This is a genomic window from Microbispora sp. H10836, assembly GCF_012999525.1.
GTDB lineage: Bacteria > Actinomycetota > Actinomycetes > Streptosporangiales > Streptosporangiaceae > Microbispora.
The window spans coordinates 191,274-204,965 of sequence record NZ_JABBWU010000007.1 but is presented as its reverse complement, the minus strand read 5'-3'; the positions used below and the strand labels follow the sequence as shown (position 1 = coordinate 204,965).

Annotated in this window: 17 protein-coding genes; 6 read left to right on the top strand and 11 right to left on the bottom strand. The window is 72.2% G+C overall.

Translation table 11 applies throughout. The features are described from left to right. Nucleotides 1–193 precede the first annotated feature (193 nt). The 3 genes from HHX30_RS15665 to HHX30_RS40650 form a co-directional block, all read right to left on the bottom strand. Complete coding sequence (locus tag HHX30_RS15665) at nt 194–913, bottom strand: helix-turn-helix domain-containing protein (RefSeq protein ID WP_169982668.1); 720 nt, start codon at nt 911–913, stop codon at nt 194–196. A 90-nt stretch (nt 914–1,003) separates the two neighbouring features. Next, nucleotides 1,004–1,492, bottom strand: coding sequence for a GNAT family N-acetyltransferase (locus tag HHX30_RS15660; RefSeq protein WP_169982667.1), 489 nt, complete (start codon nt 1,490–1,492; stop codon nt 1,004–1,006). Nucleotides 1,493–1,746: 254 nt separating this feature from the next. Then, nucleotides 1,747–2,064 carry a hypothetical protein gene (locus tag HHX30_RS40650; protein WP_211592060.1) on the bottom strand — a complete coding sequence of 106 codons (318 nt, stop codon included), beginning with the start codon at nt 2,062–2,064 and terminating at the stop codon, nt 1,747–1,749. Between HHX30_RS40650 and HHX30_RS15655 the strand changes: the two genes are divergently transcribed. Further along, nucleotides 2,000–2,398, top strand: coding sequence for a TetR/AcrR family transcriptional regulator C-terminal domain-containing protein (locus tag HHX30_RS15655; protein ID WP_211592092.1), 399 nt, complete (start codon nt 2,000–2,002; stop codon nt 2,396–2,398). The two genes, HHX30_RS40650 and HHX30_RS15655, sit on opposite strands and share 65 nt — an antisense overlap. 183 nt (nt 2,399–2,581) lie before the next feature. Continuing rightward, nucleotides 2,582–2,905 carry a VOC family protein gene (locus HHX30_RS15650; protein ID WP_169982666.1) on the top strand — a complete coding sequence of 108 codons (324 nt, stop codon included), beginning with the start codon at nt 2,582–2,584 and terminating at the stop codon, nt 2,903–2,905. Between the two features lie 24 nt (nt 2,906–2,929). On the opposite strand, the gene HHX30_RS15645 is transcribed toward HHX30_RS15650, so the two are convergent. From HHX30_RS15645 to HHX30_RS15635, 3 genes are read right to left on the bottom strand one after another with little or no spacing between them, the layout of a single operon-like run. Beyond that, nucleotides 2,930–3,865: a sterol desaturase family protein gene (locus tag HHX30_RS15645; RefSeq protein ID WP_169982665.1), complete on the bottom strand. Its 936-nt coding sequence runs from the start codon at nt 3,863–3,865 to the stop codon at nt 2,930–2,932. A 58-nt stretch (nt 3,866–3,923) separates the two neighbouring features. After that, nucleotides 3,924–4,748, bottom strand: coding sequence for an AraC family transcriptional regulator (locus HHX30_RS15640; protein WP_169982664.1), 825 nt, complete (start codon nt 4,746–4,748; stop codon nt 3,924–3,926). Further along, nucleotides 4,735–5,427: a TetR/AcrR family transcriptional regulator gene (locus HHX30_RS15635; protein ID WP_169982663.1), complete on the bottom strand. Its 693-nt coding sequence runs from the start codon at nt 5,425–5,427 to the stop codon at nt 4,735–4,737. Before HHX30_RS15635 ends, HHX30_RS15640 begins: the two co-directional genes overlap by 14 nt. Nucleotides 5,428–5,566: 139 nt before the next feature. Here HHX30_RS15635 and HHX30_RS15630 point away from each other — a divergent pair, with 139 nt between their 5' ends. Beyond that, entirely contained in the window at nt 5,567–7,006 is a 1,440-nt protein-coding gene (locus HHX30_RS15630) for an MFS transporter (RefSeq protein WP_169982662.1), read from the top strand. A gap of 43 nt (nt 7,007–7,049) precedes the next feature. Here HHX30_RS15630 and HHX30_RS15625 read toward each other — a convergent pair whose 3' ends face one another. Then, nucleotides 7,050–8,048 carry a YafY family protein gene (locus HHX30_RS15625; protein WP_169982661.1) on the bottom strand — a complete coding sequence of 333 codons (999 nt, stop codon included), beginning with the start codon at nt 8,046–8,048 and terminating at the stop codon, nt 7,050–7,052. A gap of 167 nt (nt 8,049–8,215) precedes the next feature. Between HHX30_RS15625 and HHX30_RS15620 the strand changes: the two genes are divergently transcribed. Then, a complete protein-coding gene (locus HHX30_RS15620) occupies nt 8,216–8,638 on the top strand; it encodes a VOC family protein (protein WP_169982660.1) in 423 nt (140 codons plus the stop codon). Between the two features lie 41 nt (nt 8,639–8,679). After that, nucleotides 8,680–9,780, top strand: coding sequence for a winged helix DNA-binding domain-containing protein (locus HHX30_RS15615; RefSeq protein WP_169982659.1), 1,101 nt, complete (start codon nt 8,680–8,682; stop codon nt 9,778–9,780). 50 nt (nt 9,781–9,830) lie between these two features. Here HHX30_RS15615 and HHX30_RS15610 read toward each other — a convergent pair whose 3' ends face one another. The 3 genes from HHX30_RS15610 to HHX30_RS15600 are packed head-to-tail and all read right to left on the bottom strand — an operon-like array spanning nt 9,831 to nt 12,341. Beyond that, on the bottom strand, nt 9,831–10,631 hold the full coding sequence (locus tag HHX30_RS15610; RefSeq protein WP_169982658.1) for an ABC transporter permease: 801 nt from the start codon (nt 10,629–10,631) through the stop codon (nt 9,831–9,833). Further along, nucleotides 10,631–11,404, bottom strand: coding sequence for an ABC transporter permease (locus HHX30_RS15605; RefSeq protein WP_169982657.1), 774 nt, complete (start codon nt 11,402–11,404; stop codon nt 10,631–10,633). Before HHX30_RS15605 ends, HHX30_RS15610 begins: the two co-directional genes overlap by 1 nt. A gap of 1 nt (nt 11,405) precedes the next feature. Further along, nucleotides 11,406–12,341, bottom strand: coding sequence for an ABC transporter ATP-binding protein (locus tag HHX30_RS15600; protein WP_310742253.1), 936 nt, complete (start codon nt 12,339–12,341; stop codon nt 11,406–11,408). A 154-nt stretch (nt 12,342–12,495) separates the two neighbouring features. Here HHX30_RS15600 and HHX30_RS15595 point away from each other — a divergent pair, with 154 nt between their 5' ends. Further along, a complete protein-coding gene (locus HHX30_RS15595) occupies nt 12,496–12,945 on the top strand; it encodes a universal stress protein (protein WP_169982656.1) in 450 nt (149 codons plus the stop codon). Between the two features lie 27 nt (nt 12,946–12,972). Here HHX30_RS15595 and HHX30_RS15590 read toward each other — a convergent pair whose 3' ends face one another. After that, entirely contained in the window at nt 12,973–13,650 is a 678-nt protein-coding gene (locus tag HHX30_RS15590; protein ID WP_169982655.1) for an ATP-binding protein, read from the bottom strand. Nucleotides 13,651–13,692: the final 42 nt, after the last annotated feature.

Genomic DNA, 13,692 nt, shown 5'->3' with positions numbered 1-13,692 from the left:
ACCCCCGAATCCGGCTGGTCGACACGATGCCTCCGCGCGCGGGTCTCACCGGCCCCTCATCATCTGTCGCGGAAGGCTGGGCAACCCGGCATCTGTCTCAGGCAGTACTTCGAGTCTACTCTCGCTGCCCGAAATCTCCCCTGGTCAGCGGCATCGCACCGCCGGGTCCCGCCCCCCGGGGCCGGTGTGACGCTCAGCGGGCCAGCGCACCGAGCGTCACACCGGTCAGCGACCTCACCTCACGGGACAGGTGGGCCTGGTCGGCGTACCCGGCCACGGCGGCCACCGTGGCGAACGGCGCGCCCCGGCGGGCCAGGTCCACCGCCCGGTTCATCCGCAGAATGCGGCCGAGCGTGCGCGGCCCGTACCCGAACGCGTCCAGGCACCGGCGGTGCAGCCGCCGTTCGCCGACCCCGGCGTCGGCGGCGATCCGCGCCACCGGCAGGCCCGCCCGCACGCCGTTCACGACGGAGCCGACGAGACCGGCGTCGACGGGACGGGGTGCGACGTCCAGCCGGCGAGCCGCCGCCTCCTCCAGCACCGCGCCCAGGCACACATCCGGCGACGGGTGCCGGTCGGCGGTCTCGCCCGCCCGCTCGGTCAGCCGCCGTACCTCGGCGCCGGGCCACAGGCCGGCCAGCGGCACCCGCCGGTCGCGCAACTCGTACGCCGGGATCCCGAGGACCACCGGACCGGTGCCGGGGCCGAAGCGCAACCCCACATAGCGGGCGCCGGGCCGGTCGCTCACCACGTGCGCGGCGGTGTCCGGGCCCGCCACCAGCAGCGTGCCGTCCGCCCAGATCACGTCCATGCACCCGTCCGGCAGCACCCGCCGCTCGGCGGCGCCGGAGCCGGGGGAGGTGCTCCACCACAGCACCGCCCCCGGCACACGCGAGGCTCTCTCCCGGTACACGCCGGCATTATCCCGCGCCTCACGGCGCCCTCACCGACAACGGCATCACCCGACTCAGCGGGGGATCCGGCCCACCGTCAGCCGATGCCTTTAGCCGATGCCTTTGGCCATGACGTACTTGCGCAGGCCCGGGTCGCGCGGATGGAGTTGGTATTCGCCCGTGCCGCGGAATCCGAGCCGCCGGTAGACGCGTTCAGCGGGATCGTTGCCGGAGACGACCCACAGCTCCACCCGGGAGCGTCCCGTCTCCCGCGCCCAGGCCGTCACCTCCAGTGCCAGACGTTCGGCGATCCGCCCACCTCTGACCTCGGGACGCACCCACATGCCGAACAGTTCGACGGCTCCGGCCCGGTCCGCCGGGACACGCCCCGCGGCCACACCCACCGGCACATCCGCGCCGAACGCGGCCACCTTGACGCCGTCCTCGGTCCACCTCCGCCACCGCGCCTCGTCGTAGGCACGTTCTTCTTCCAGGTCCCCGTGGAAGATGCCCGGCGCGTCGGCGAGCGCCGCCAGCCGGAGATCGCGCCAGGTACGCCAGTCCTCGCCGCCGAGACGGCGGATGACAACCGGATCCATGCTCGTGATTCTCCGCTCTTCTTCGGATGATCCTCCTTCTGCCATGGTCGAGATCCGTAACGGTCTGGACAACGGGGGATCGCGGTAGCAGTGAAGAAATCTTCAACGAAGTAGCGCCTGACCTGCGGTCTATGTGATTGGCCGCGCCGTAGATCTCCATACCGGAGGTGCGCAGGCTCGACCCGGCGAGGGCGAGCTCGATAGCGGCCGCCTCATAGCGCGGGATGCCCCGACCTCGTGGAGCACCGCTGCCTTCATCCCAGCTCCTGACCGAACAGGCGGGCGATCCGTGTCTGCCACGCCGCCAGGACGCGAGGCGGACGGGCCGGAGAGTGGTTGAACCCGTGGTGGTGAGAACGGTGGTGCGTGAGCGAGTGCCGCCACCCATGACCGTGGCGGGCCTGGCCCTGGTGCCCGGCCGGCCGCTCGGCGTGCGCGGGAATCCCCGGAACGCGATGGGTCGCCCGGCCGGCGTCGCCCGCGCCGGAGGAGCGCTGGCAGGACTGGCTGATCGGCCTGGCCGAGCGGCTGCGCCGCGCGCTGCTGGCCCACCCGGACGGAGCCCGGATCATCGCGGCCTCTCAGCTGTCCCTCAAGATGGCCGCCATCTCCGAACTGGCGATGAGCACACTGGTCGGGCGGGGCATCCCCTTGCGGCAGGCTCGCCTGATCGTGTTGACGGTGTTGCGCTTCACCGTCGGCTACGTCCTGGAGGAACAGGCCGGCCGCCCCGACACGGACGCCCTGGACGGCTTCGACATGGCCGCCTACGCCGCGGCGTACCCCACCGTGATGGCCGGCGTGACAGAGTACTTCCAGCCTGGCCGCACCGTCGACGATCTGTTCCGCGATTGTCTGGAACAGATCATCCATGGTCCTGCCGCGCAGTCCGGCCCCAGGTCCTGACCGGTCAGCCGCTCCGTAGGCGAGGGTCCTCGGTGTCACGACCAACACCGCGATCGAACCGAGACGCCAGCCGGATACTCCTGCGGTTATCGCAGTTCAGACGCAACTTCGTGGAAATTCCTTCATTGCTGCCGGGACCCTAACGGGTCCCGGCAGGATCGAACCGTACGCCGAGAGGAAAGAATGAACATTCGCCTGGGTGGCGTGGTGATCGACGCCAACGACCTCGACGAGCTCGCCGATTTTTGGAGCCGGCTCTTGGAACGGGACGTCACCCGTCGCGAGAACGACTGGGTCAGTCTCGGTCCCGACCTGGCCCTGCAACGGGTCCCCGAACCCAGAACCGCGAAGAACAGGATCCATCTGGACCTGGTCACCGATGACTTTCCCGGCGCGGTCGCCCGCGCCGCCGCGCTCGGAGCCACCCCCGTGGGGGAGATGCACGAGAACCTCTGGCAGGTCTGGCGAGACCCCGAAGGCAACGAGTTCTGCCTCTGCGTGTCCTGAGCGGTGGCGCGGCTTCACACCGATTCACACCGCGTTTCGCCGGTCCGGGACGACGGGCTCGGGCCGGATCGGCTCGGCGTGACAGGCGCCCGAGGCGCGGAAGGGCTCGGACAGCTGCGGCAGATATGCGGTGGGGTAGTCCGGTCGGGCGGCCATGCCGAGCAGCTCGGAGGAGAAACGGCGGGCGGGGTCGTAGGAGAAGGTGCCGAGCAGGTGGTCCCAGACGAGGGTGAACAGGCCGAAGTTGACATCCCCGGCGCCGGCCCACTTGAGGTGGTGGAAACGATGGCCCTCGTTCAGAGCCAGCATGTACCTGGCCGCTCCGACGCGGTAGTCGACGTTGGAATGCTGCAGCAGCAACTGGACCGCCACGGCCAGCGCCAGCGCGGAGGCCACCTCGACCGGCAGGCCGACCAGCAGCAACGGGGCGACCCCGGCGATCATCTCCACGGTCTGATGCAGGGGGTGCTTCATCAGCCCGTTGAGGCCGTAGAACCGTCTCACCGAATGGTGGACGGCGTGGAAGCGCCACAGCACGCCGACCTTGTGACTGGCGTAGTGGACCAGGGTGATCCCCAGATCGGCGACCAGCACGGCGGCCGTCACCTGCACGACGAAGGGCCAGGAACGCGGCCACAGCTCGACGACGGTGACGTGGGCGGCCAGCAGCGGAATGGCGGCCACACTGACGAGCAGCAGGCTCTCGTTGACGAAGGCGTGGACGGCGTCGCGCCGCCCGTCCCCGGCCAGCGGGGCGTTCCAGTCGTCCTCGTACGGCAGCAGGCGTTCGGCGGCGAACGAGCAGCCGACGGCCAGGAGCAGCAGGCCGAGCAGCCAGAGCTTTCCGGCGCCGGCGGCGGCCAGGGCGACGCCGGAGCCGTCGACCCCGAGGAGCATGAACGGCACGTAGCCGTAGCGGATCACGGCCCGGTTCACGGTCCGGTGCACGGTGCGATTCATGCCGTCCAGGCTGGGGGAGACGCGGCCCGGCGGGCTTGGACGGATCCGCTGACCTCGTTCAGGGCGTGGGCGGGGACAGGGCGGCGAGCAGGTGGGAGGGGGCCAACCCGAACATCTCCCTGGTGACGCGGGTCAGGTGGGAGCTGTCGGCGAAGCCGGCCCCGTGCGTGGCCTGGGTGAGGCTCGCCCCACCGGCCGCCAGTTCCACGGCGCGGCGCAGCCGGGCCCAGCGCAGGTACGGAGGGAACGGCAGGGCGAGCTCGGCGGAGAACAGGTGACCCAGACGGCTGGCCGAGATCCCGGCCGCGGCGGCCAGGTCGGTGAGCCGGACCGGGCCGTGCAGCAGCTCCGGCAGCACCCGCAGGGCGTGCTGCAGCGCCGGATGCCGAGCGCCGGCGGGTGCGCTCCAGCCACGGACCAGCGCGGCCGGGTCGGGCGCCACGCCGGGGACCGCGGGCGGGAGCAGTGCGCGGGCGGCGGCCGTCCACCCATCGAGGCGGTCGTGGTCCGGGCCGCTCAGGCAGGCGGTCAGACGGCGGCCGGCGCCACCGGCGGGGTCGAGATAGATCATGGTGGCGCGCGCGTCCGGCCCGGCGCGCAGGGCGTGCCGGACGCGGGCGGGGATGATCGCGGCCCGCACCGGGCCGCTGGCCTGATGAGGGTCGGTCAGCTCCACCACCCCGTCGGTGACGATCAGGACCTGCACGGCGGCGTGGGAGTGCGGCTCGGCGGCGCCCGCCACCCCGGTGTAGGCCAGCCAGCCCGGCCGCAGCAGAGTCGTGCCACGCCACCCGCCGTCCGCGATCGCCGGATCGGGGTCGTCGTCGCTCCCCGTGGTGGGGCTCCGGCGGCCCGATCCGGTGCGGCGGTCAGCCCGCGCCATGAGGGGCCGACGCCGCGTGGGCGAGCAGCCCGTCGACGAGCGCGCGCAGGCCCTGGGGGTAGGTGTCCCGTGCCGCGAGCGCGGGCCATTGGTCGCCGATGGCGGCCAGGTGAGGCACCCGGGACGCGTCGAGGCCGCTGAACAGGGCCTCACGGTGGCGTTCGCCGCCGGCCGGCCGGCGGGCGGAGTGGGCGCGGACGAGGATCTCCCCGATGGTGTAGTACCAGATGCCGCGGAAGAGGTCGACGGCCTGTACGGGCGTGCATCCGTGGTCGTGGGCTCCGGCCACGATGGCTTCGACCATCCACAGCGCCGACTCGTCCAGCAGGCCGACGAAACCGTCGGAGGTGAGGACCTCCGCCGCCCACGGCCAGGCCGCGAGGGCGTCGTGCAGGGCGATGGCGGCCGCGACGACGCGCTCGCGCGGCTCGTCGGGCAGCGGGGGGCGTTCGAGCTGGTCGGCGTAGTGATTCAGCAGTAGGACCAGCAGGTCGTCCTTGTCCCGGATGTGGTGGTAGAGGGTCGTCGCCCCTATGCCGAGTTCGGCGGCCAGCCTCCGGATGGTCAGCTTCTCCCAGCCGTCCCGGTCGATGAGCCGGCGGGCCGCCGCCACGATCTGCGTACGGGAGGTCAGGGGTGGCCGGCCGGTGCGGCCGTGCGCTGCGGGCGGTCGGGGCATTGCCCCATCATGCCGTCCCGCCGTCCCCGGTCGCGAAACAGAGTGCGATTCCGCCCACGGAGTTCCCCGCGGCCCGTCCGGATGCTACTTTCGGAACGTGTTCCAAAAGTCGACGGCCACACAGAGAGTGGAGCCCTCGATGACGCATAGCCCGACCGCCCGGCCAGGGCGCACCCTCACCGCGGTGGCCGTCGTGCAGTTCATGGTGTCGCTGGACCTGTCGGTCGTGAACGTCGGACTCCCGCAGATCGCCGCAGGCCTCGGCTTCAGCGCAGTGGGCCTGACCTGGGTGATCCACGCCTACGCCCTCACCTTCGGAGGCCTGCTCCTGCTGGGCGGCAAGGCCGCCGACCGGTACGGCCGCAGACGCGTCCTGCTGCTCGGCCTCACCCTGTTCGGCCTCGCCTCACTGTTCGGCGGCTTCGCCCAGGAACCCGGCCACCTCGTCGCCGCCCGCGCGGCACAGGGCATCGGGGCCGCCGCACTGGCCCCGGCCGCGCTCGCGCTGCTGACCGCGACGTTTCCCGCGGGCAGGGCCCGCATCCGGGCCTACGGCGTATGGAGCGCGATGAACGCCGCCGGAGGCGCCCTCGGCGTCCTCATCGGCGGCCTGCTCACCGAGTACGCCGGCTGGCGGTGGGTCATGTTCGTCAACGTGCCGATGGCCGCGTGCGCGCTGGCCCTGACCTGGCGAGCCGACCCCGGCCCGCCTCCCGCCCCCGGCGGCCGCCCAGACGTGCTCGGCGCCGTCCTGGCCACCGCGGGCATGACCCTGCTGGTGTTCGGCATCGTCCGCACCGACCACTACTCGTGGACCTCGCCGGTCACCCTGACCACCCTCGGAGTCACCGCCGCACTGCTGGCCTCCTTCCTCCACGTCGAACGGACCACCGCCCGCGAACCGCTGATCCGGCTCGGCCTGTTCGCCAACCGCTCGGTCGCCGGCGCGAACGCCTACAACCTCCTGGTCGGCGCGGCCATGGCCTCGGCCTTCTACTTCGTGTCCCTCTACCTCCAGCGAGTCCTCGGGACCGGGCCCGCACTGACCGGGGTCACGTTCCTGCCGTTCGCCCTCGGAGTGGTCGCCGGCTCCGTACTCGCCGTCAAACTCGGCTACCGCCTGGCCGCCCGCACCCTCCTGGTCGCCGGCGGGCTCCTCACCGCGACCGGGTTCGTCTGGTTCGGCCTGATCAGCCCCGACGGGACCTTCACCACCGACGTCCTGGGCCCCTCCATCGTCGCCGGCGTCGGCTTCGGGCTCTGCCTCGCACCGGTCGTCTCCACCGCCACCGCCGGCGTCGCACCCCACGAGACCGGCACCGCCTCGGGCCTGCTCAACAGCTCACGCCAGATCGGCGCCTCACTCGGACTCGCCGCCCTCGGCACCGTCGCCCACAACCGCACCGGACAGACCGCCACACCCGAGGCCCTCAGCGACGGATACGCCCTCGGCCTGACCCTCGGCGCCGCGCTCCTGGTCGCCGCCGTCCTCATCGCCCTCACCGTCCTGCGCCGCACCGGGCCCCCGGCACAGGCCGAGCACACCGCAGACCCCGACCTGCTGCCCGCCCGGGACTGACCAGGACAGACAGACCGGCGGGGGACCGGAGGTCCGGCCGCGCTCACGGGAACGGGGACGGCGTGACCGGTGGGCCGCTCGCCGCTTCGGCGAAACGGCCGGCCAGCCGCGCGAAGGCATCCCTGAGCTCGGCCGGACCGACCACCTCGATGTCGGCGTCGAACCTGCCGATGTCGGCGGCCAGGCCCGCCCACGACCACGACCCCAAGACGAGCCGGCAACGGCCCGGGGCGAGTTCCTCGACCACCCCGTCTCGGGCGTACAGGGACACGGAGGCGGCGGGCAGCCCGAGGATCACCTCGCCCCGGCAGGGCCACTCGCCAGAGCCGCCCGAGCCCCGGAACCGCGCGGACACGAAGGCGGCCACATCACCCCCGGGCAGCTCGCGCGGGGTGAAGCGCGGCCCGGCGGGGGAACGCGGGGTGATCCGGTCGGCGCGGAAGGTCCGCCAGTCCTCACGGTCGAGGTCCCAGGCGACGAGATACCAGCGCCCGCCCCGGGCCACCAGATGATGAGGCTCCACCCGGCGCGGCGGCCTCAGCACACCGCCGTCGCCCACCCCCGCCTGGGCCGCGTAGTCGAAGCGCAGCACCTCACCGGCATGGACGGCGGCGCTGAGCGCCATGAGCACGCTGCCGTCGACCCGTACGTCCGGCCGCTCGACGGCGGTGATCTGGAGCGTGTCGATCCGGCGGCGCAGCCGCGCGGGCATCACCTGCCGGACGGTGTTCAGCGCCCGCGCCGCGGCCTCCCCGATGCCGGCGCCGGTAATGGTGGCTGTCTGGAGGGCCACGGCGAGAGCCACGGCCTGGTCGTCGTCGAACAGCAGCGGAGGCATCTGCGAACCGGCGTCGAGCCGATATCCGCCGTCGGGCCCCTTGACGGTCGCGATCGGATAACCGAGCTCGCGCAGACGGTCGACGTCACGGCGGACCGTGCGCGCACTGATCCGCAGCCGCTCGGCCAGGTCCTCGCCCGACCAGTGACGACGGGTCTGCAGCAGCGACAGAAGCGCGAGCAGCCGCGCGGACGTCTTCGGCACGAGACCCATCCTCCTCCAAGTAGAGGACACACCCTGTCCTCTACCCATGGAAATGTGAGGGTCGTCGACGCCGGCCGAGGCCGAACCCCGGCAGCGACGCATGCCCGGCCGCTTCCGGCACGGGCCCGACCGGCGCTTGTCCGAGTGATCCAAGGCGAGGAGCCATCATGTCCATCACCACCACGACCCACCTGAACTTCCGCGGCGACGCCCGCGCAGCGCTCGACTTCTATCACTCCGTCTTCGGTGGCAACATCGTCGCCGTCACCTACAAGGACGCGGGCGACGCGCAGAATCCGGACGAGGCGGACTGGGTGATGTGGGGCCAGGTGACCGCGGACAACGGCTTCCACGTCATGGCCTACGACGTGCCCTCCCACACACCGTGGAACCCGGGCGAGAACGCCGTCTTCGTCTCCGTACGCGGCGACGACACCGACGAGATCACCGCCCTCTGGAACAGGCTGACCATCGGCTCGACCGTCGTGCGGCCGCTGGAGCCCGCGCAGTGGGCGCCGCTCTACGGCATGCTCAAGGACCGCTTCGGCGTCGTCTGGGTCCTCGACGTCGCGGCACGGTACGACGGCTGAGCACGCCGGAACCGCGCCGGCACTGCGTGCGGCCTGACACCATGACGGTCCTCGACAGCCGCGCACTGAACCGTGCCACGCTCGCCCGGCAGTTCCTCCTGGACCGCACCGGGTCACCGGTCCTCGATGTCGTCGCACACCTGGGCGGCATGCAGGCACAGGAACCGCAGGAGCCGTTCGTCGGCCTGTGGTCGCGGGTGCGCGCCTTCCACCCCGCGGCCCTGGACGGTCTGCTGACCGGACGCCACGTGGTACGCACCCACCTGATGCGCCGCACCGTCCACCTCGTCACCGCCGACGACGCACTGGCCTGGCGCGCCCGGCACGACACCATGCTGCGCCAGCGGGTGCTGACCACCTACCGCCGCGAACTCGCCGGGCTCGACCCGGACGAGGTGGCGGCGGCCGGCCGGGAGGTCATGGCCGACGGACGGCCCCGCACGATGGCCGAACTCGTCGACGCGCTCGCCGACCGCTGGCCCGCGCCGCCGCGCCGGGCACTGGGTGAGCTGCTCGTCGCCGCGCTCATCCCGATGGCCCAGCTGCCACCGCGCGGCCTGTGGCGCACCAGAGCAGGGGTACGCAACGTTCCCCTCGCGACATGGCTGGGACGCGACGTCGCCCCGCTCCGCCCGGACGGACCCGACCAGGCCGGCCAGGCGCTGGTCCGCCGCTATCTGGCCGCGTACGGGCCCGCCGCGTCCGCCGACCTGCGCGCCTGGTGCGGCCTGGCCGGGCTGCCCGCCGCGGTGCAAGCCGTACGCGGAGAACTCATCGCCTTCCGGGACGAACGCGGGCGGCAACTGCTGGACCTGCCCGACGCGCCGCGTCCCGACCCCGGCGCCCCCGCGCCCGTGCGCTTCCTACCGGCGTTCGACAACGCGCTCCTCGGCTATCACGACCGCAGCCGCATCGTCGACGACGACCACCGCGGCCTGTCGGTCGCCGGCGCCCGCGTCGTCCTGGTGGACGGCCGGGTCGCCGCGACCTGGAACGTCACGAGCGGCACCGTCGTCGTCACCCCGCTGCGCCGTCTGTCCCGATCCGAGCGCGCCGCCGTGACCGAGGAGGGGTGGTCACTGGCGTCGTTCCTGTCGGACGGCGACAGCGACCGCGTGCAGATCGACCCGTCTTCCGCCTGAGCGCGAGACACCGCCGTGGGCGTGGGGGAGTCGCGCCGTCAGCCGCACCCTCAGTCACACAGGACCCGGGCCAGGCGCCGGGAGGCGAACCAGACCCCCGCGCCGGCCAGCGCCGCCAGGTAGGCCACGTGCCCCAGCAGCCCCCACCCCGGCACGCCCATGCACAGGCCACGCACCAGCTCCACCGCGTGATACAGCGGCGTGAGCTGGACCAGCACCTCGACCGCGGCCGGATAATCCCGCACGGGGGAGAACGTCCCGGAGAACAGGAACAACGCGAACTGCCCGGTCCCCATCAGGTCGAAATCCTGCCAGCCCCGCATCAGCGTGCTGATCGCCATCCCCAGCCCGCCGAAGGCCAGCCCCACCAGCACCGTCGCGGGAAACGCGGCCAACGCCCAGCCGGGCTCCGTCAGCCCCATCGCGACCATCACGACCAGGAAGATCCCGGTGTAGAGCGAACCCCGCACGATCGACCAGACCAGCTCACCGAACGCGATCTCGATGGGCCGCACCGGCGTCGCCAGCACCGCCTCGAACGTCTTCATGTACTTCAACTTGAAAAAGAAGTTGAACGTCGTCTCGGCCAGCGCCCCCGACATCGCCGACACCGCCAGCATCGCCGGCGCGACGAACGCCGCGTACGACATGGTCCGCCCGTCCACCGTCAGATCACCGATCAGCGCACCGACCCCGACACCGATCGACAGCAGATACAGCAGCGGCTCGAAGAAGCCCGACACCAGGATGATCCAGTACGACGGCCCGGAGCGCAGCGCCCCCACGTTGCGCCCGATGACGGCGCCCACCCGGCCAGGGGAGACCCGGGACGCCACCAACGCGGTCACCATCAGTCCTCCAACCTCCTCCGGAACGCCCGCACCGCCAGGAAGAACCCCGCCGCCGCCCACGCCAGCAGATACCCGGCATGCACCGCGACCGGCCAGGACGGGGCCGTGCCGAGCGTCGCCGCCCGGCACAACTCCACCGCATGCCACAACGGCGAGGCGTACGCCAGCGGACGCAACACCGCCGTCAGCTGCTCCACCGGGAAGAACACCCCGGCGAACAACGTCGACGGGATCACCACGAACCGGAACAGCAGCGAGAAGTAACTGTCATGGTCGATCGTGGCGGCGAACGCCGTCACCGGCGCCGACACCGACACCGTCAGCACCGCGCACACCAGCGGAGTGACCAGCGCCCACGGCGAATGCAGCCCGCCGAAGAACACCACCACGACCAGGAAGGCCACCACCGCGATCGTCACCCGGAGGACCAGGTAGAGCAGCTGACCCCGGACCATGTCCGCCGGCCCCACCGGCGTGGCCCGCATCGCGTGATAGGCCCGGACCCACTTGAAGTCGCCCAGAACCGAATAGGTCGACTCACCCACCGCGATCTGGAAGGCCGTCGACGCGAGCACGCCCGGCACGATCCACGACAGGTAGTCGACCCCCTGAACCCTGCCGACATAACCGCCCACACCGATACCGATGCTCAGCAGGAACAGCACCGGCAGCACGAACGAGGAGAACACCGACGCCTGCCACAACCGCCGGTACAAGGTCAGATGCCGCTCCAGCACCGCGACCGTCGGATGCACCCCATGGGTCACAGCCATCTCAGTCCACCAACGTCCGGCCCGTCAGATGGAGGAACACATCCTCCAGCGTCGACCGCCGCACCAGCACGCTCGACGGCTCCAGCCCCCGCCGCTGGATCTCGGCCAACGCCGCGTCGCCGTCGTCCACATAGACCAGCACCCGGTCGGGCAGCGGATCCACCCGCTTGCCGACCCCCTCCAGCGCCGCCGCATGCCGCGCCCCCGACTCGGACATGCCGGGAAAACGCACCTCGACCACCTCGGGCGTCGAGTAGGTCTCGATCAGCGACCGCGGCGACCCCTCCGCCACGATCCTGCCGCCGTCCATCACCACCAGCCGGTCGCACAACTGCTCGGCCTCGTCCATGTAGTGCGTCGTCAGCACCAGCGTGACGCCCCGCTGCTTCAGCCGGAACAACCGCTCCCACAACAGGTGACGGGCCTGCGGGTCCAACCCCGTCGTCGGCTCGTCGAGCAGCACGAGATCAGGGTCGTTCACCATCGCCCGCGCGATCGTCAGCCGCCGCTTCATGCCCCCCGACAGCGGCTCCACCTTCCCGCCCGCACGCTCGGCGAGCTGCACGAACTCCAGCAACTCGTCGGCACGTCTGCGGCTCTCCGCCCGCGACAGCCCGAAATAACGGGCGTACGTCACCAGGTTCTCCCGCACCGTCAGGTCGGGATCGAGGTTGTCCAGCTGAGGACACACCCCCAGCCGCGCCCGGATGCTCGGCCCGTCGCGCACCGCGTCCATGCCCAGGATCCGCAGCTCCCCGGAGGTCGGCGTGGACACGCAGCCGATCATCCGCATGGTGGAGGACTTACCGGCCCCGTTGGGCCCGAGGAAACCGAACGCCTCACCCGGCGCCACCTCGAGGTCGATCCCGTCGACGGCGGTGAACTTCCCGAAGCGTTTGACCAGGCCGCGCGCGTAGATCAGAGGTTGATCAGCCACGATCCGAGACCCTAACCAACGGCCCCGACATTTCCGCAACAGGTTATCCGCGCCGCGGGCCGGGCCCTGTCCCGCCTCCCCGGCGGCCCGCGACGATCGCACGCCACCTGGTCCGGTGCCCGTACGCCCCGTCCGACGCCGTACGCTGACTTGCGTGAACACGTTCGAGCTGGGCACCGACGGCCCGCGGGTGATCCTCGCCGGCATCGACGGCTCGGAGACCTCCATGCGCGCCGCGGCTTACGCCTGGGGGCTCGCCCGCCGTCAGGGCTCGCACGTCGTCCTCGTCCACGTCACCAGCCCCGGCACGATCAGCACGATGATGCCCGCCGCGTCGGCCTCGGTGATCGAGGCGGGGGAGCAGGTCGCCGCGGAGCTGCGCGACCAGGTGGAACGCTTCGCCCAGGCCGCCCACTCGCGCGTCGACTACACCTTCCGCACCGAATACGGCGACGCCTCCGGCGTCCTCGCCAGGATCGCCGACGAGATCAGAGCGGACGCGGTCGTGGTGGGGGCCTCCACACAGGCCGGCCACCGCTTCATCGGCTCGGTCGCCCTCCGCCTGGTGCGCGCCGGCCGCTGGCCGGTCACCGTCGTCCCCTGACCCGCCCGGCATCCCGCGGCCCGGCGCTCAGCCGCGCACGTCCAGCGCCCGCAGGCCCTCAAGCACCCGCCGCAACGTCGCCTCGTCCGGACCGTCCGCCCGCACGCCCACCGGATGCCGCCGGTCCCGCCGCGGCAGCCCCTCCGGCGACGGCCCCGCGGACGCTCCCGCCCGTCCGCGCCGCCCGGGACCGGTGTCCGGGGCGCCGGCCGCCCCCCGCGGACGCGCCCCCTCGACCGGGACGATGGCCAGCTCACACCACACGATCTTGCCCCGATCCGGCGCCGGGTAGTGCCCCCAGTTCCGGGCCAGGCCGCCGACCAGCGCGAGCCCCCGGCCGCCTTCGCCCAGCTCGCCCTCCACATCGCCGCGCGGCACCGGCTCACGGTCGCTGACGTCCCACACCTCGATGAACAGGCTGCGCCGCCCGGACGCCACCCGGACCCGCAGCGCCACCGTCCGCAGGGCCACCGGGAACATCGACGAGGCGACCGGCGGGCTCACCACGGCGTCCGTCGCCCGCACCGCGTTCGTCACCAGCTCGGAGACGACCAGCTCCGCCGTCTCGGCCAGATGCGCGAGCTCCCACCCCCGCAACTGGCACCGTACGAACGCGCGCGCCCGCCGCGGAGCCGTCGCAGCCGACCCGAACACCTCGAACGCGGTCCTGCGGCCCTCCTGGGAAGGAAAGGGAGAGGTCAGCATTCCGGTGGACGCGCCTGGACGGACCGGCCGGCGGGGACCGGG